Below are 16,173 nucleotides of genomic sequence, written 5' to 3' on the forward strand. Positions count from 1 at the left end.
TGGGCGGTGCGGGCTGCACCACCGTTGCTGTTTTCAGACTAGCGCAAGATACCGCAAATCCGGATATCGGCGGTGCGGGATGGCCTACTTGAGGGTCACCGTGCCCTTCATCATCGTCGCGTGGCCCGGGAAGCTGCAGAAGAACGACAGTGGCGCGGCAGCGGCGGTGAGGCGGGCGACCGGGATCGAGAGGGAGGTGGTTTCGCCACCGCCGACCACCTTGCTGTGGGCGATGACGCGGGTGTCGCCGGCCTTGATGTAGTCCGCAGCCAGCCCGGCCTTCATGCCGTCGCTGTCGATGCCGGCCATGTCCGCGGTTTTTGCCACCACCACGTTGTGGCCCATGATGTTCTTGGCCATCTTGCCGGCGTGCTTCAGGTTGATGGTGAAGTTCGCACAGCTCTTGGGTACGTCGATATTGACGGCGTTGAACTTCATCGCATCGTTGCCTTCCAGGCTGACCGAGCAGGTATCGGAAGCGTGCGCGGCGGATGCGCCGCCGATCAGCAGCAGGGCAAGGAAAATACGGGACTTCATGGGTGACTCCTTATCGGTGACTTCTTGAACAGGACAGCGGGAACACACCGCGCGGTGGCGGGTGGGGTGGTTATTGCTTGAGCGATGAAAGCCAGGTGGACACCGCCTTGATGCTGTCCGCGTCCAGCCGCTGGCCGATGCCGTGCATGACCCGGCTGTTGCTGGAGGCATCGATGGCATCGTCGTGGAACTGCTGCAGACGGGTTTGCAGGTAATCGTTCTGTTGCCCGCGCAGTGCCGGGTAGGCGGCATATGGCATGCGCCCGCTGCGGTCGACAAAACCGGCCTGCGGGTTGCCGCGGCCGTCGACGCCGTGACAGCCCTGGCAGGGCGGAATGCCCTTGCGGGTATCACCGTTCCTGTAGATCGCCTGGCCTTGGCTGAGCAGCGCCGGGTCCAGTTCGACAGGCGGTGCATCGGCGGCCGGTGGCGGCACCGGCAGGCTGGCGTAGTAGGCCGACAGGTCGCGGATGTCCTGTTCTTCCAGCGGCGCGGCCATCGCGGTCATCGGTGACTCGGGCATGCGCCCGCTCTTGTAGGCATGCAGCGCCCAGTACAGATAGGCCTCCTTCTGCCCGGCAAGATTCGGGAAGGCCGGGGTGATGGCGATGCCGTCGCCGCCATGGCAGGCCGCGCAGATCTCGGACTTGCCCTTGCCGGCCTGGGCATCGCCACTTGCGGCATGTGCGCTGCGCAGGTCGTAGCGTGCCGGCGGTGGTGGCGTGGCCGCTGCAGCGTTGTCGGCGGCGGGCGTGGCCGCGGCCGCATCGGTGCTCGCCGGTGGATCGGCTTGTGGGGTGGCCGCAAGCGCGGCGATCAACCAGAGCGCCTTCATAAGGCCACCTCGAACAACATGCCGAGCAGATTGACGTTGTAGCTGGATGGCCCGCCATCGGTATAGACCCGATGGTCATAGACCAGGGTGTCCTCGAAGCCGAAGTAATGCCAGTCCGACAGATTGCCGCGCTCATAGGTATCAAACAGGCGCAGGCGCATGCGCTTGTTCAGCGGCACGGACAGGCCGGCAGTCACCGAGTTGACCCGGTACACCATCACCGGATAGCTGCCGGTGGCCAGTGCCGCATTGGCCGGCGTGGTCAGGGCGTCGGGCGAGTTCATCCGGTAGCTGGTCTTGCCGCGCGAATAGGTCCAGTTCCAGGCCAGGTCCAGGGTGGCGCGGCCCAGCCGGCGGGTGAAGTTCAAGCCGGCGTAGTGGTTGCGTTGGGCATCGTCCATCCACCAGCGATTGGCGTCCGGATAGGTCGGGCCGCCCAGCGCCGGGTCCGAGCCGGTGGCGTCGTTGACGTTGGCAAACACCAGGGTGGAGCGGTCCAACCCATACCAGGCGCTGGCAGTGGTGTTGGGGTTGGGCTGCCATTCCCACTGCACGCTGCCGGCATAGGTGTCAAAACGTTGCCGGCCAATCTGCGCGTCATAGCGGTTGCGGTCACCGCGCACCGAGGCGTAGATCGTCATGTCATGCGGCAGGATGAAGGTGGCCATCAGGTCCATCTTCTGCTGCGTACGCGAGGCGATGTCGTATTTGCGCAGGTTGGACACCGTATGCGGGCTCAGCCCACCTGCGGGCTCGACAAAGCCGGGCAGGGAACTGGAGAAGGTGAACTCGTAGGGGTCGTAGTAATACCTGCTGCCACTGCGGTCCAGGTAGGAATAGTTGGCGCGGAATGTCAGCCAGTCGAGCGCGCGGTTGTTCCAGCCCAGCTTGAGCAGGTTGTCGTGGGTGGTGGCTACCTCACGGTGGGCGCGTTCGATCGCGGTATAGGTGTAGCTGGCCGACAAGGTGTTCTTGTTGCTGCTGCGGAAGTCGGCGCCGGTCGAGACCTCGCGAGTTTCCTTGTCCAGCGGCAGGTTGCGGATGCGGGTGAGCACGGAGGCGTTCGGGCCGCGATCCCAGACCCCCATTTCGCCCGGCACCACGCTGCCCTGCGCGCCGTTCTCGGCGATATAGCCATACTGGTCGGTGAGCGGGTTGTAGGCCCAATAGCTGCCGCTGTAGTCCTCGCGCAGATAGCGCGCGGTATTGCGCCAGGTGACATCGTCACTGGGCATCAGCACCAGGCGCGCATCCACCTTCTGGTTGTTGATGGCCAGGCCGGCGCGCTTGCGCGACAGTGCGTCGGTGGTGTTCCAGTTGGCGCAGTCGTAGATGAAGGGCGGTGCCAGCGCCTGCCCGAACTGTCCCTGGCAATCCATTGGTGCCAACAGCTTGTCGTTCTGGCGCATGGTGGTCAGTGCCAGGTTCACCGAGAAATCGCCATTCCAGGACGGAAGCCTGCGGCCGAAGGTGAAGCCGAGGCGGTGGTAGTCATTCTCCGGCTCGTAAGCGAACGAGCCCTGGGTCAGCGGTGGCGTGTAGGCCCCGGCCACCGAGTACAGGCCGTAGGGCACCTGGTAGTCATAGGAACTGTGCGCGTTGCGGAAGAACGAGCCGGTGTAGTTGAAATCGCTGCGCCAGACATTGCCGACAAAACGGACGCCGCCCATGAAGTTGAGCGTACTGTCATCGATCGGGCGCGGGATCTCATAAACGCCGCCATTGGCCGGGAAGGGGTAGTTGAAGAAGAACGGCCCGCCGAAGGGACGCGCGCCGCTGCGCTCTTCGTGGCTGAGGCTGGCATAGCCGGTCCAGCGCGGGTTGAGCAGGTAGTTGATGCTCACCCCGACCTTGTCGCGCACCACGCGCAAGCTGCTGAGCGGTTGCGCGGCCGAGATCGCTGCCACCTGCGCGGCGCTGCTGCCGGCTGCAGCGAGGCCGGGTTTCAGTGTCAGGTGTGCGCTGCCGACGCCATCCCAGATCGAGCGCGCATTGCCACTGAGCACATTCGGCGTACTGCGCGCGAAGGCCTGCACCTTGTAGCGGCCCGCCTGCCCGAACACCGCGCGCAGGTACTGGTTGTCGCGGTCAAGGTGGCTCATGCGAACATCGACGTAGCGCCCATCCTCAGCGCGCGCCAGGCTGAAGTTGGCCTGCAGAACGATGCCATCGTCAGGGTCGCGGAAGCGGCGCCAGTTGGTGTTGCGCTCATCGCCACTGAGGTGCAGGTAGCCAAGCGCGACATTGCCCGACCAGGCCCAGCCGTTATCGCCGAAAGGCCTGGCCGTGGCCAGTTGCGGCGCGCAACCGTACAGGAAGCCGGTGGGGGTCCGCTTGTTCTCCGCGCTCAACCAGCTTTCACCGTCCGGATCACAGCCGTCCCAAGCGATGCGGCCGCTGGCGTCCAGCCAGTTGCCGAACTGCAGGTCAATGCCGGCGCCGCTGTCCTGGGCTTGTGCCAGGCCGGCAATCAAAGCCAGGGACAACAATGAGCAGCGGCAGTTCCTTGAACGATTCCGTGTGCACATGTCGTTCTCCCTTTACTTGTGCAGACGTGGGCCGGAAGGATGGTTGGAGCCGTGTACCTGGGCGTGGCAGGTGATGCAGCCGCGTCCCATCAGGCGTTCATCAGCGGTCAGTCCGTTGCCGAGCGAGGTCTCGGTCTGCAGGTCGTTGGGGTGGCGGGTATGCGAATGGCATTGCTGGCACAGCATCGGGATTGGCGCCACCAGCAGCGCGTGCTGGTTGGAGCCATGCACCTGGTGGCAGTTCAGGCAGCTCTCGCGCACCGGTGCGTGTTCAAACAGGAACGGGCCGCGTTTCTCGGCGTGGCACTGGTAGCAGGTCTCGTTGACCGTATCGGTCTTGAGCAGGATGGGGTTGAGCGTGCCATGCGGGTTGTGGCAATCCACGCAGCTGATCGCGCCCTCCGGCAGCGGCATGTGCGAGCGCCGATTGAACTGCTGGCGGATGTCCTTGTGGCAGGTGGCGCAGGTTTCGCTGACCGACTGTTTGGCGGTCAGGCCTTCAGCGGAAAACTTGACCATCGGGTTGTGACAGTCGCTGCACGACAGATCATTGCGTTGGTGCACCGAGCCCAGCCAGGCATCGCGTGGGCCGCCGGAATGGCAACCCAGGCAGCTCTCGGTCTGGTTTGCCACCGGCGTGCCACCATCGTGGGTATAGGCAATGATCGAGCCCTTCTGGGTCGGGTTGGCGGCATGCACGGAGCCGGGCCCGTGGCAGGCCTCGCAGGTGGCGGTATTGGGATTGGCCGCCAACGCAACCTGCATGCCGGCGGCGTGCGCGGTATGTGCGAAGTTGTCGTTTTCCTTGCTGTGGCAGGCCGTGCAGACCTGCTGGCCGACCGCCTTGGCCTGCGGGTGGGCCTTGTTGCGCGCGGGAACGGCATCGGCAAAGCCGGGCGGGGCGTTGAAGCCGTGCCCGGATTGGGTGGAAGCGAAATGGGTTTCGGGGAGTTTGACCGCCTGCCCACTGGCATCGGCTTTCACCGGGGCCAGCCATGCGGCGGATATCAGGATCGCGGTTGCAAGCAACGCCAGTAATGCGAGATAGAACCGCACGATCCCCTCCTTTGGGTTGTCCCTGCCGATGGGTGGGAGACAACTGGGCAATCAGAACGTAATGACGATTACGTCGCGATTCTGTGAGGAGCCCGGGTACAGTTCAAGCTGCGCTGCAGCAAGCTGCGGTTCAGTTCCGCGGCAGGGCGCCGGCCATGAACAGGCGTACCGCGGCGCGCGCCTGTTGCTGCGCGCGGGGCAGATCACTGCTGTCCATGCGGCCATTGACCGAGCGCAGAATCAAGCCGCCGATGACCACCATGTAGAAAAAATGCGCGGCCTGGTCGGGGTCTTCGATGTACATGCGGCCGGCTGCGGTTTCACGCGCGAAGTAGTGGCTGAGCAGGATTTCCATCGGCGCCACGCCGTGTGCCTGGAACCAGTCGCGCAGGGCGGGCTGGTTCATGCCTTCGGAGATGACCACCCGGTGGCAGGCCAGGCGCGTAGGCGAGAGGATTTCCTCGGCCATCTGGCTGCCGGCTTCTTCCAGGGCCTCGGTGGGCGGCAGGGGTGATTGCAGCAAGGTATCCAGGCTGCGCCCGAAATCATTGATGCTCTGTTCCATCAGGGCATGGATCAGGCCTTCCTTGTCGCCGAAGGCGCGGTACAGCGTGGCCATCGAGCCGCCTGCGCGTTTGACGATGTCGGACAGACGCGCGGCCTGGTAGCCCTTTTCGTTGAAGACTTCGGTAGCGGCGGCCAGGAATTTCTCCACCCGCAACTCACCACGCCGCTGCAGTTCCACCACCGGACGGGGCGGCAAGGTGGGCTTGGCTACGCTCGGGACTTCAGTGGGGGACCGCTCAGCCATGGGCTTGGTTTGTTTTGTGAAGTCAACGTCAAGAATAGCGCTGTTTTGATCTTCAGGAGTTGGCGATGCGGATTGCCGCCGCTGCGGTCAGTGGCGCCAGCACCGCGCTGACCAATAATCCAGCCGCAAGTATCAGCAGCGGGCCGCTGGCATCGAAGCCCTGCGCCGCTGCCGCCACCGCGCCGGCGCCGAATACCAGCACTGGCACATACAGCGGCAGGACCAGCAGCGCCAGCAGGATGCCGGCCCGGCGCATGCCCACGGTCAAGGCCGCAACCACCGCGCCGAGCAGGCTCAGCAGGGGCGTGCCCAGCGCCAGTGCGGTGACCAGCACCGGCAGCTGTTCACGGGGCAGGTGCATCAGCTCGGCCAGCAGGGGGCTGACCAGCACCAGCGGGAAGGCAGTGGTCAACCAATGCGAGAACACCCGCACCGCCACCAGCCAGGCCAAGGGCACCGGTGACAACAGCCATTGCTCCAGCGAGCCGTCCTCGGCATCACTGCGGAACAAGGTGTCCAGCGACAACAGGCCGGCCAGCAGGATGGCCAGCCACAGCACCGCCGAGGCCACGCTCTGCAGCAGCTTGGGGGCGCCGCCCAGCGCCAGCGCGAACAAGGCCACGACCAGCACGGCGAACAGGATCGGCTGTGCGGCATCGCCACGGCGGCGCCACAGCAGTTTCAGGTCACGTGCCAGCAGTGCGCGTGCGGCCGAGAGCAGCGTGGGTTGAGGACCGGGCAGGCTCATGCGGCATCCTCCTGGTCGGCCGCACTGCGCAGGGTCAGGGTGCGGGTGCGGACCGGCGGTGCGGCGTAGGCGCCATGGGTGGTCACCAAGGCGCCGCCGCCACTGCGCAGGTGCGCCGAGATCATTCGGTTGACCAGGTTGATACCTTCCAGGTCGAGGTTGGCATAGGGTTCGTCAAGCAGCCAGATCGGTGCCGGCGACAGCCAGATGCGGGCAAGCGACAGACGCTTCTTCTGGCCGGCGGACAATTGCCGCACCAAGGTGTCTTCATAACCGGCCAGGCCGACGATGGCGAGGGCGTTGCCCGGCATCTGCCGTGCCCGCCGACCTTGCAGTCCACACAGGAAGTGCAGGTTCTCCAGTGTGCCCAGGTCCTGCTTGAGTGCGGTGAGATGGCTCAGGTAAGCGATATAGCGCGAACGGTCGGTACTGCTGGCCGGGCGCGCGTCGATTTCGATCTGGCCTTCGTCCGGGCGCAGCAGACCGGCCAGCACGCGCAGCAAGGTGGTCTTGCCGGCGCCATTGCTTCCTTGCACCAGCAACGCTTCGCCGGCATCCACGTGCAGGTCCAGCGGCCCGAATACCGGATCGTCATTGCGGCTGAAGCGCAGGCCGCGGGCGTTGAGCAGCGGCGGGATGTTTGCAGTTTCAATCATCGGATCGGGCGCTTCCGTCCATGGCAGGTGGCGCAGGCTGGGCAGCGCATCGGGGCGCGCAGTATAGCGCCGGGCCGGCGCTGTCCCGCGCTGTACGGATACGCGGAGGCAGGCCGGTAGCGCCGGCTTTGCGTACACTCGGGGTTTTCTCCCCCGGTGTGTACGTACCCATGCATCCGCAGACCAAGTTGCCCAAGGTGGGCACCACCATTTTCACCGTGATGTCGCAGCTGGCCGCCGAGCACGGCGCGGTCAATCTTGGCCAGGGCTTCCCGGATTTTTCCGCCCCGCAACGCTTGATCGATGAAACCGCCAAGGCGATGCGCGATGGTTTGAATCAATACGCGCCGATGACCGGCGTGGCGCCGTTGCGCCAGGCCATCGCGCAGAAGGCGCTGGATTGCTATGGCGCGCAGGTTGATCCGGACACCGAGATCACCGTCACCTCCGGCGGCACCGAGGCGATCTTCAATGCCATCCATGCGGTGGTGCGCGCCGGTGAGGAAGTCATCGTGCTGGACCCGGCCTATGACTGCTATGAGCCAGCCATTGATCTGGCCGGCGCGCGCGCCGTGCATGTGCCGTTGGACCCTCAGACCTTCGCGGTGGACTGGGACCGCGTGCGCGCGGCGATCACCCCGAAGACGCGCATGTTGATGGTCAACACGCCGCACAACCCGTCCGGGGCCATGTTGACTGCCGATGACATGCAGGCCCTGGCCGATGTGTTGCGTGGCACCGACATCTATCTGATTTCCGATGAGGTGTACGAGCACATCATCTACGACGGTGCGCGGCACGAGTCGGCCTTGCGTTACCCGGAGCTGCGTGAGCGCGCCTTCGTGATTTCGAGCTTTGGCAAGACCTATCACTGCACCGGCTGGAAGATCGGCTACGCGATCGCACCGCCGGCAATGACCGCCGAATTCCGCAAGGTGCACCAGTACAACACCTTCACCACCTACAGCCCGGCGCAGTACGGGTTTGCCGCAATGATCCGCGACGAGCCCGAGCACCATCTGGAGCTGGGCGCGTTCTACCAATCCAAGCGTGATCGCTTCCGCGAACAGCTGCTGACCACGCGCTTGAAGCCGCTGCCGGTGCCGGGCGGGTACTTCCAGTTGGTGGACTACTCGGCCATCAGCGACCTGCCGGACCATGAGTTCGTGCGCTGGCTGACCATCGAGAAGGGCGTTACCGCCATTCCGCTGTCGCCGTTCTATGAAACACCGCCCGCCGGGCAGCGCCTGGTGCGGCTGTGCTTTGCCAAGAACGATGCCACCCTGGATGCGGCGATCGAGCGGCTGCGGGCGCTTTGACAGCAGGCGCGCCGATGGACACGGGTCTGCTGGTTTTCGGTTTGGCGTTTGCCGCGTTTGTGCTTGCGGCAGTGCTGAAAGGCTACTTGTTCCTTGCCGTGGTCCAGCCTGGTCTGCAGGCGCGCGGGGTGCCGGTGGACGAGGGCCGGTTGGCGTTTCGCGGCAGTTTTGGCCGCTATACCCGTGACTATCTGGCGTTGCTCGATGAGGCCGAACTGCGGCAGCCGGCCAATCGCTGGATTGCACGGCTGCAGTGGTGGCTGCCGGTGCTGGGTGCGGTCACGGCCGCCAGCGCGCTTTTCTCTTCATGGCTTACAGGACGATGACGACAATGCAGGACCTGCGTATTTCCCTGGTGCAGGGCGACACCCGCTGGCACGACCCGGCGGGCAACCGCGCCTATTACGGTGCCTTGCTGGCGCCGCTCGCAGGCAATACCGATCTGGTGATTCTGCCGGAGACGTTTACCAGCGGCTTTTCCAATGATGCGATCGATCAGGCCGAAGACATGGACGGCCCCACCGTTGCGTGGGTCATCGATCAGGCGCGCGCGCTGGGTGCGGTAGTCACCGGCAGCGTGCAGCTGCGGGTGGATGGCAAGGTCTACAACCGCTTGTTGTGGGCCACGCCGGAAGGTGAGCTGCACTATTACGACAAACGCCATCTGTTCCGTTATGGCGGCGAGCACAAGCGCTATGCCGCAGGCAACGAGCGGCTATGCGTGGAATGGAAGGGCTGGCGGATCAATCCGCAGATCTGCTACGACCTGCGTTTTCCAGTGTTCTGCCGTAATCGCTTCGATGTGGAACGGGCAGGGCAGATGGATTTCGACCTGCAGATCTTCGTGGCCAACTGGCCGTCGGCGCGCGCCTACGCTTGGCAGACGCTGGCGCGTGCGCGGGCGATTGAGAACCTGTGCTATGTGGCGGTGGTGAACCGCATTGGTGTGGACGGCAACGGTCTGCATTATTCCGGCGACAGCGCGGTGATCGATTTCCTGGGTCAGCCGCAGCTGGAAATCCGCGAGCGCGAACAGGTGGTCACCACTACGGTCTCGGCACAGGCGTTGGCTGCGCATCGCGAACGGTTCCCGGCAATGCTCGATGCCGATGCGTTTACCCTGGGCGGCCCGGTGGTGGTTCGCTGAACGCTGGCCGCGCGCTGCGACGGGCAGCTCTTTGCAATGTGCAAGGGGGCTGTCAGTCTCGGTGCCGGCTCCAACCAAGCAGAGGTGTGCGATGAAAAAGATGATGGCAGTGGTTGTGGCGCTGGCGCTGGGCATTGCGCCGGCCGCACAGGCGGCAGGCAATATCGACTGTGAGTTGCACTACAACCTGTCGGGTTGGTCGGCGTTCTACAAGACGTCCAGCGGTACCGGCACGATCACCTGTGACAATGGCGCCAACATTCCCGTCAAGATCAGCGCCAAGGGCGGTGGTTTGACCGTTGGCCGCACCACCATCACCGACGGCCGTGGCCGCTTTACCGGTGCGTATTCGCTTGATGACCTGCTGGGTACCTATGCAGCGGCCGAGGCCCATGCCAGCGCTTCGCGGGCCAATGATGCGCAGGCGATGACCAAGGGCGATATTTCCCTGGCTTTGGCAGGCACCGGGCGCGGTTGGAGCCTGGGTATCGGCTTCGGCAAGTTCGTGATCGAGCGCCGCTGATCTTCCAGCGGCGGAATCCGGCGCAGAAGTGCGCCGCTTCCTTCTCCCGCGTGCGGGAGAGGGGCGCCCGCAGTGGTGAATGAAGGGAGCTTTCACCCCCTCGGGTTTCACTCGTCAGCCGCCACCGGGAACGCCTTGAGCGCCGCCCACACCAGCGGCTTGGCCCATTCGGGTACCTGGCCGAACTCTTCCTGGCTGACCGGGCACAGGATCCGGCTACGGTCCACTTCCAGTACCAGCAGAGGCTCGACCGCGCCGTCGGCATCCGGCGGGCGGCTGTTGTCGTAAACGTGCAGCGTGGTCAGATGTGGCAGCAGCTCGATCAGATTCAGGCGCGAGCTGTCGTAGCGCTGGCGGATCTTGTCTTCCGGAATATCGTGGCCGCCAGCGGCCACGCGCTCGGCAACGCGCTGCAGGTGCAGCCCGATGCTGTCCAGGCCGCAGAACCACACGGTGACTTCGTGCTGCACACAGGCCTCATGCAACAGTTTGGGAATGGTGTTGGCGCCCAGCGTGGTTTCGAACGCGTAGTCACGGTTGGATTGCATCGCCTCGCGCAGGCGGCGGGTGCCTTCCTGCCAGGCGGTGGCATTGGCCTCGGCCAGCGGCCAGCCCTGTTCCACCAGTTGCCGGGTGAAGGCGTCGGGGTTGAACCAGGTCGCGCCGTCGTGCTGCAGCATCATGCCCAGCAATGAACTCTTGCCGGCGCCATTGACGCCGGCCAATACCAGGATCCGTGCCATCGGTCAGAGCGACTTGCCCGGGATGATTTTCAACCCCCGCCGGGCAGGGCGATCCAATGCCTTGGCCAGGGTCTTGCCGTCATCGAGCACCGCGAGGTGGGCGTCGAACTCAGCCTGCAGTTGCTTGAGTGACTGCGCGCGCTGGGCTGCGGCCGAAGCGCCTGAGGCCTGAGCGACCAGACGCTGGTACTCCTCGGCAGACACCACCACCGCCTGCGGGTGGTTGTGGTTGGTGACCACCACGGCGCCGAGCCGGGCGACCTTGCGCATCAGCTCAGGCCAGCCCTTGGCCTTGACGTCGCTGGCGGGCGTCTTTTCAAGGTCCAGCAGGTTCAGAGAGAGGTCCATGGCGCTGCCCGTGAGTGGATGTTGGGAAAATATACCAAATTTCCCAATTTGGGAAATTAATGGGGCCGAACGCTTGGTCGTGATGCTCTGCTGATGGGGGCGCGCCTTGACCAAGGTGATGCAGTGCTGAGCGTCTAACGGCATTTGTTGCCCAGATGAATGACGTTGGCTGGGGCAGCTGCACAGGTGAGTGGTCGAGCATCTGCGCGGACCCTTAATTGTTGCAATCGTTAAAAATATTATCTGCCTTCAGAAAACTCTCGGCTTTTGGGGCTTTTCTTGTATCACCGGTGAGATGGAGAAAAACATACTCGTTTGACAGCAGGGGGCGGCACGTATGTGGCGGACCTCGGCTGCCATGAGGTCGAAATATTGGGCCTTGAAGTTGAAATTGATCAAAGAGGTCAACGAGTATGGATACGAATATCTCCGCAGATGGTGGTCGAGCCAACGTCATTAAAAAAGACTGGCTCGCAGAAAGCGCATCTCAGACAGCTCACGCTGCGGCCGGAATCGATGCTGCAAGTATTGATGTCTCCGCCATGGCCTATTCAAGCGTCACGCCGGTAATCGCAGCGGTGACGGATGACAAGGGATTCAACCAAGGTCTCGTCGAAAATGGCGGCAGGACCGATGACGGTCGGCCGACGCTTTCCGGTACTGCCGAAGCTGGCTCCATCGTGCACTTCTACAACAACACTCAGCTGATTGGCAGCGCCGTAGCAGCGGCCAGCGGTGACTGGTCCTTTACTCCGCGTCTTCCACTGGCCGACGGCCGGCACCAGTTGTCCATCATCGTGGAATATCCGGGCGGCGACATCAGTGAGACTTCGCCGCCGTACGTGATCATTGTCGACACGATTACGCCGGAGCTGCCTGCCATTGGCGCGGTTCTGGATGACAAGGGCCCGATCCAGGGTGCCATTGCAAATGGCGGAGTCACCGATGATGGCAAGCCGACCATTACGGGCAAAACGCTGCCTGGTGTTGTGGTGCATATCTACAATCGCGGTGAATTGATCGGCAACACCGAGGCGGATGGAAATGGCAACTGGTCATTCGTTCCCCGCTTGCCGTTGGCTGATGGAACGCATCAACTGGCCATTGCACACGAATATGGCAATGGCGACGTCAGTGATCTGTCCCTGCCCCATGTGATCATTGTTGACACGTCGACTTCCGGGGCGCCAGTCATCGGTGCGGTGCTGGACGATCAAGGGTCGATCCAGGGTGCCGTTGCAAATGGAGGTTTCACCGATGATGGCCGACCAACGCTTACGGGCAGAGCGCACCCGGACGTAGTGGTCCATGTCTACAATCAGCACCAGTTGATTGGTAATGCCCAGGTCGACAGCAACGGGGATTGGAGCTTCGTTCCAAAACTGCCATTGGCGGATGGCATGCATGAATTGACCATCATTCATGAGTATCCTGATGGCGATGTCAGTCAGCTTTCTGAGCCTTACGTGATCATCGTTGACAGGGTCCTTCCTGCTGCGCCCGTGGTTGGTGGCATCGTTGATGACGCAGGTCGCATCACCGGCTTGATCGGAAGCGAGGGTACTACCGATGATAACCGGCCGACCGTTGTTGGTACCGCCGAAGCTAATGCCACCGTCGTCGTTTACGACAAGGGCAAGGAGATCGGCCGTACGGCAGTCGATGACCAGGGGAACTGGAGTTTCACGCCGGCTGCAGCATTGAAGAATGGTACGCATATCTTCACTTGCTGGGTAATGGATCGCGCAGGCAACCAGAGTGAGTTCCTATCTCCGCCATTTGAGTTCGAGGTTGATGCAAGCGCAGATCGCATCCGCATCTACAGTGCTGACGACAATGTCGGTGCTGACGTAGGTACCTTGTTGTCGGGAGAAACCACCGACGACAGAACGCCGACATTGTCTGGGACAGCCAATGCGGATGGCATCGTCCGGATCTACGAGGGCGGCAAGCTGCTTGGTCAGGTACTTGCCGATGAATTCGGTGATTGGGAGTTCACGCCTGATGTCGCACTGAGTCAGGGTGTACACCAGTTCCAGGCGACGGTAACCCGCGAGTTCACCGGCGAAAGTGCGCTCAGCGCAGTGTTCAAGCTAACGGTGGAATCGGGTACGCGTGGCATCGAGAAAGCATCTGTTGATGCTGGTTTCGAGTTGTCGCAGGTGCTGGTGGAAACGGGTGGCGAGTTGTTTCCGTCTGCTCCGCAGGCCTCCGCTGCTGCGCCCCAGAACCATGTGCCGTACTCCGGTCCGGATCTGTTGAGCCAGTACGAAATCGTTCTTGAGGCTTACTGATCCTGATTGACAGTCGCGGTGAGGCATTTGCCGCGACAAAGAAAAAGCCCGGCGCATGGCGCCGGGCTTTTTCTTTGTTCATTTCGCTAAAGCGACCAGACGCGAAGTCTGGTCGTTGGCGAATCAGGCGCCGCGCGGGCCGCGGTTGCCTCCGCCGCCGGGACGACCACCGCCACCCGGACGGCCTGCGCCGCCGGGGCGGTTGCCACCCGGGCGCGGGCCACCTGAGGGACGACCGCCGGGGCCGCCCGGGCCACGGTTGCCGCCACTCGGGCGATTGCCGGCCGGACGCGCGCCGTACGGGCTGAAGCCCGGGTTGGCGTGGTCGGACGGGAAGCTCGGGGCATTGCCCGGGTGACCGTAGGGGTGCTTGCGCTGGCCCTGGCCTTGACCCTGGCTTGCGCCCTGGCCGCCAGCACCCTGCGGACGGCCCTGACCGGGACCGCCACGGCTGGCACCGGGTGCGCCGCCCGGACGCGGCTTGCCGTAGGGACGGGCCTGGCCGTCAGCGGCGGCCGGGCCACGGCCCGGACCACGATTGCCGCCGGGGCCGCGTGCTGCGCCCGGACCTGCATTGCGGTGGCCGCTCGGGCCGGTGCTGACACCGTCCGGCACATACCAGGTGCGGAACGCAGCCGGGTTGCCATCCGGCAGGCTGCGGTCGCCAGCGGGCTTGCGCTGCTTGAACGGCTTCTGCGACTGCTTGGCTGCGGCTTCGCCGCTGACCGTCAGGCCGCCCTTGAAGCCGCCGCCGCTCTTGCCGCCACGGCCACGGCCGCCGCGGTCTTCGCGCACGTTGTCAAAGCGACGCAGTTCGCGGCCTTCGTCAGCGGTGTTGTGGCCGTTGACGTAGGCATTGCCACGGCTGCCTTCGCGGGACACGCGCAGGGTGGTCTTGACCGCCTTGCGCTGGCCGATCACCGGCTGCAGGGTCAGTGCCGACGGGGTGCCTTCTTCCAGCTTGAGCTGGGCGCGCAGCGCGTCAACCTGCTGGGTGGTCAGTTCCACCGACTTGCCACGCATCAGTTCGCGCGGCAGCTCGATCTTGCCGTAACGCGTGCGCTTCAGGCGGCTGACCTGGCAGCCCTGCGATTCCCACAGGCGGCGCACTTCGCGGTTGCGGCCTTCCTTCACCACTACGCGGAACCAGTCGTGCGAGTCGGTGCCGCCGATGCGCTCGACTTCGTCGAACTTGGCGCCGCCGTCTTCCAGTAGTACGCCACGGCCGAGGCGCTCGATGATTTCGTCGGAGACCTTCTCTTCGCCTTCCGGTGCACGCACGCGCACCACGTACTCGCGCTCGACTTCAAACGACGGGTGCATCATCGCGTTGGCGAGTTCACCGTCGGTGGTAGCCAGCAGCAAGCCGGTGGTATTGATGTCGAGGCGGCCGATGGCGATCCAGCGTGCACCCTTCAACGGCGGCAGCGCTTCGAATACGGTCGGGCGGCCTTCGGGATCGTCACGCGTGGTGACTTCGCCCTCGGGCTTGTTGTAGATCAAAACGCGCGACGGGTCGGTCAGGGCGCTGGCGACAAAGCTGCGACCGTCAAGGTCGATCTTGTCGCCGCTCTTGATCGACATGCCGGTCTTGGCGACTTCGCCATTGACCTTGACCAGGCCGTCGGCGATGCGCTGCTCCAGTGCGCGGCGCGAGCCCAGGCCGGCTTGTGCCAGGACCTTGTGCAGGCGCTCTTCGAGCTTGGGCTGCTGTTCGGTGTCAGCTTCGCGCTTGAGCGAGAGCTTGTTCAACGAAGGTTTACGGGGGGTGTCACTCATCTGTTTGGCTCCGGCCGGCGTTTTCCGCGTCGGCCTCTGGTTCGGAATCGGCTACGTCAACAGCCACGGTCGTCGTCGCGACGGCGTTGTTTTCAGTTTGTTCCACTTCCGCCGCGCGCTCTCCCGGCGCGGCGTCGGGTTCGCCGGTGAAGGCGGTGTCGGATGCGACCGCGTCTGAATCCGTGGATTCTGGCGTGGCTGCGGGTGTCGTATCGCTATCGTTGGCGGCGTCCAGGCCCATGGGCGAGGCGGCGCCGGCGGCTAGCGGAGCAGCTGGCTGGCCGTCGCCATCCAGCGGTAATTGCGGTTCCAGCTCGCCGATATCGCGCAGTTCGGACAGCGGCGGCAACTGGTCCAGGCGCTTGAGCCCGAAATAATCCAGGAAGCCCTTGGTGGTGCCGAACAGGGCCGGCTTGCCGGGCACATCGCGGTGGCCGATGACCCGGATCCACTCGCGCTCTTCCAGCGCCTGGATGATGTTGCTGCTTACCGCCACGCCGCGGACCTGTTCAATCTCGCCGCGGGTGATCGGCTGCCGGTAGGCAATCAGCGCCAGGGTTTCCAGGGTGGCGCGGGTGTAGCGGGTCTTGCGTTCGGTCCACAGCCGGGACACCCAGCCGTGCACTTCGCTGGTGATCTGGTAGCGGTAGCCGGAGGCTACTTCGACCAGTTCCACGCCGCGTCCAGCGCAGCCTTCGCGCAGCAGTTCCAGTGCCCGTTCAATGCTGCCCGGCGGCGCCGGTGCATCCTCGGGAAACAGGCCCTGCAGCTGCGTCAGGGTTACCGGCTGGCTGGAGGCCAACAGGGTTCCTTCGACAATGCGGTTGATCAGCGGTTGATCCATGCGTT

16 protein-coding genes are annotated in these 16,173 nt (G+C 64.0%); 5 read left to right on the plus strand and 11 right to left on the minus strand.

The genetic code is table 11. The annotated features are described in order from the left end of the window. Nucleotides 1–84 precede the first annotated feature (84 nt). The 7 genes from azu to ccmA form a co-directional block, all read right to left on the minus strand. Nucleotides 85–537 (minus strand): azurin, encoded by a 453-nt coding sequence (azu, locus tag ACVOKO_RS06160; RefSeq protein ID WP_346498061.1) that lies wholly within the window; start codon nt 535–537, stop codon nt 85–87. 70 nt (nt 538–607) lie between these two features. Then, complete coding sequence (locus ACVOKO_RS06165) at nt 608–1,372, minus strand: c-type cytochrome (protein WP_346498062.1); 765 nt, start codon at nt 1,370–1,372, stop codon at nt 608–610. Beyond that, entirely contained in the window at nt 1,369–3,858 is a 2,490-nt protein-coding gene (locus ACVOKO_RS06170) for an MtrB/PioB family outer membrane beta-barrel protein (protein WP_346498063.1), read from the minus strand. The genes ACVOKO_RS06165 and ACVOKO_RS06170 overlap by 4 nt, the downstream gene beginning before the upstream one ends. A gap of 54 nt (nt 3,859–3,912) precedes the next feature. Then, complete coding sequence (locus ACVOKO_RS06175; RefSeq protein WP_346498064.1) at nt 3,913–4,956, minus strand: DmsE family decaheme c-type cytochrome; 1,044 nt, start codon at nt 4,954–4,956, stop codon at nt 3,913–3,915. Nucleotides 4,957–5,086: 130 nt separating this feature from the next. After that, nucleotides 5,087–5,767 (minus strand): TetR/AcrR family transcriptional regulator, encoded by a 681-nt coding sequence (locus ACVOKO_RS06180; RefSeq protein ID WP_346498065.1) that lies wholly within the window; start codon nt 5,765–5,767, stop codon nt 5,087–5,089. 52 nt (nt 5,768–5,819) lie between these two features. Then, entirely contained in the window at nt 5,820–6,515 is a 696-nt protein-coding gene (gene ccmB, locus ACVOKO_RS06185; protein WP_346498066.1) for a heme exporter protein CcmB, read from the minus strand. After that, nucleotides 6,512–7,171, minus strand: coding sequence for a heme ABC exporter ATP-binding protein CcmA (gene ccmA / locus ACVOKO_RS06190; protein ID WP_346498067.1), 660 nt, complete (start codon nt 7,169–7,171; stop codon nt 6,512–6,514). Before ccmA ends, ccmB begins: the two co-directional genes overlap by 4 nt. Before the next feature lie 170 nt (nt 7,172–7,341). Here ccmA and ACVOKO_RS06195 point away from each other — a divergent pair, with 170 nt between their 5' ends. The 4 genes from ACVOKO_RS06195 (at nt 7,342) to ACVOKO_RS06210 (ending at nt 10,160) form a co-directional block, all read left to right on the plus strand. Further along, nucleotides 7,342–8,490, plus strand: a complete 1,149-nt coding sequence (locus ACVOKO_RS06195; protein WP_346498068.1) for a pyridoxal phosphate-dependent aminotransferase — start codon at nt 7,342–7,344, stop codon at nt 8,488–8,490. 14 nt (nt 8,491–8,504) lie between these two features. Further along, entirely contained in the window at nt 8,505–8,816 is a 312-nt protein-coding gene (locus ACVOKO_RS06200) for a hypothetical protein (protein ID WP_346498069.1), read from the plus strand. A 5-nt stretch (nt 8,817–8,821) separates the two neighbouring features. Beyond that, nucleotides 8,822–9,637 carry an amidohydrolase gene (locus ACVOKO_RS06205; RefSeq protein ID WP_346498113.1) on the plus strand — a complete coding sequence of 272 codons (816 nt, stop codon included), beginning with the start codon at nt 8,822–8,824 and terminating at the stop codon, nt 9,635–9,637. Nucleotides 9,638–9,728: 91 nt separating this feature from the next. Continuing rightward, nucleotides 9,729–10,160 (plus strand): hypothetical protein, encoded by a 432-nt coding sequence (locus tag ACVOKO_RS06210; protein WP_346498070.1) that lies wholly within the window; start codon nt 9,729–9,731, stop codon nt 10,158–10,160. Between the two features lie 107 nt (nt 10,161–10,267). Here ACVOKO_RS06210 and ACVOKO_RS06215 read toward each other — a convergent pair whose 3' ends face one another. Beyond that, nucleotides 10,268–10,903: an ATPase gene (locus tag ACVOKO_RS06215; RefSeq protein WP_346498071.1), complete on the minus strand. Its 636-nt coding sequence runs from the start codon at nt 10,901–10,903 to the stop codon at nt 10,268–10,270. A 3-nt stretch (nt 10,904–10,906) separates the two neighbouring features. Continuing rightward, nucleotides 10,907–11,251 carry a type II toxin-antitoxin system prevent-host-death family antitoxin gene (locus ACVOKO_RS06220; protein ID WP_346498072.1) on the minus strand — a complete coding sequence of 115 codons (345 nt, stop codon included), beginning with the start codon at nt 11,249–11,251 and terminating at the stop codon, nt 10,907–10,909. Between the two features lie 413 nt (nt 11,252–11,664). Between ACVOKO_RS06220 and ACVOKO_RS06225 the strand changes: the two genes are divergently transcribed. Continuing rightward, nucleotides 11,665–13,545 (plus strand): Ig-like domain-containing protein, encoded by a 1,881-nt coding sequence (locus ACVOKO_RS06225; RefSeq protein WP_346498073.1) that lies wholly within the window; start codon nt 11,665–11,667, stop codon nt 13,543–13,545. A 123-nt stretch (nt 13,546–13,668) separates the two neighbouring features. Here the strand turns inward: ACVOKO_RS06225 and ACVOKO_RS06230 are convergent, their stop codons facing one another. Together ACVOKO_RS06230 and scpB are read right to left on the minus strand one after the other, a co-directional pair. Continuing rightward, nucleotides 13,669–15,324 (minus strand): pseudouridine synthase, encoded by a 1,656-nt coding sequence (locus tag ACVOKO_RS06230; RefSeq protein ID WP_346498074.1) that lies wholly within the window; start codon nt 15,322–15,324, stop codon nt 13,669–13,671. Next, complete coding sequence (gene scpB, locus ACVOKO_RS06235; RefSeq protein ID WP_346498075.1) at nt 15,317–16,168, minus strand: SMC-Scp complex subunit ScpB; 852 nt, start codon at nt 16,166–16,168, stop codon at nt 15,317–15,319. Before scpB ends, ACVOKO_RS06230 begins: the two co-directional genes overlap by 8 nt. Nucleotides 16,169–16,173: the final 5 nt, after the last annotated feature.

This window comes from Stenotrophomonas sp. STEN240, assembly GCF_056756175.1.

Coding starts and splice junctions, on each gene's coding strand:
- azu (WP_346498061.1), bottom strand. CDS start 537: ATGAAGTCCCGTATTTTCCTTGCCCTGCTGCTGATCGGCGGCGCATCC.
- ACVOKO_RS06165 (WP_346498062.1), bottom strand. CDS start 1,372: ATGAAGGCGCTCTGGTTGATCGCCGCGCTTGCGGCCACCCCACAAGCC.
- ACVOKO_RS06180 (WP_346498065.1), bottom strand. CDS start 5,767: ATGGCTGAGCGGTCCCCCACTGAAGTCCCGAGCGTAGCCAAGCCCACC.
- ccmB (WP_346498066.1), bottom strand. CDS start 6,515: ATGAGCCTGCCCGGTCCTCAACCCACGCTGCTCTCGGCCGCACGCGCA.
- ccmA (WP_346498067.1), bottom strand. CDS start 7,171: ATGATTGAAACTGCAAACATCCCGCCGCTGCTCAACGCCCGCGGCCTG.
- ACVOKO_RS06195 (WP_346498068.1), top strand. CDS start 7,342: ATGCATCCGCAGACCAAGTTGCCCAAGGTGGGCACCACCATTTTCACC.
- ACVOKO_RS06200 (WP_346498069.1), top strand. CDS start 8,505: ATGGACACGGGTCTGCTGGTTTTCGGTTTGGCGTTTGCCGCGTTTGTG.
- ACVOKO_RS06205 (WP_346498113.1), top strand. CDS start 8,822: ATGCAGGACCTGCGTATTTCCCTGGTGCAGGGCGACACCCGCTGGCAC.
- ACVOKO_RS06210 (WP_346498070.1), top strand. CDS start 9,729: ATGAAAAAGATGATGGCAGTGGTTGTGGCGCTGGCGCTGGGCATTGCG.
- ACVOKO_RS06215 (WP_346498071.1), bottom strand. CDS start 10,903: ATGGCACGGATCCTGGTATTGGCCGGCGTCAATGGCGCCGGCAAGAGT.
- ACVOKO_RS06220 (WP_346498072.1), bottom strand. CDS start 11,251: ATGGACCTCTCTCTGAACCTGCTGGACCTTGAAAAGACGCCCGCCAGC.
- ACVOKO_RS06225 (WP_346498073.1), top strand. CDS start 11,665: ATGGATACGAATATCTCCGCAGATGGTGGTCGAGCCAACGTCATTAAA.
- ACVOKO_RS06230 (WP_346498074.1), bottom strand. CDS start 15,324: ATGAGTGACACCCCCCGTAAACCTTCGTTGAACAAGCTCTCGCTCAAG.
- scpB (WP_346498075.1), bottom strand. CDS start 16,168: ATGGATCAACCGCTGATCAACCGCATTGTCGAAGGAACCCTGTTGGCC.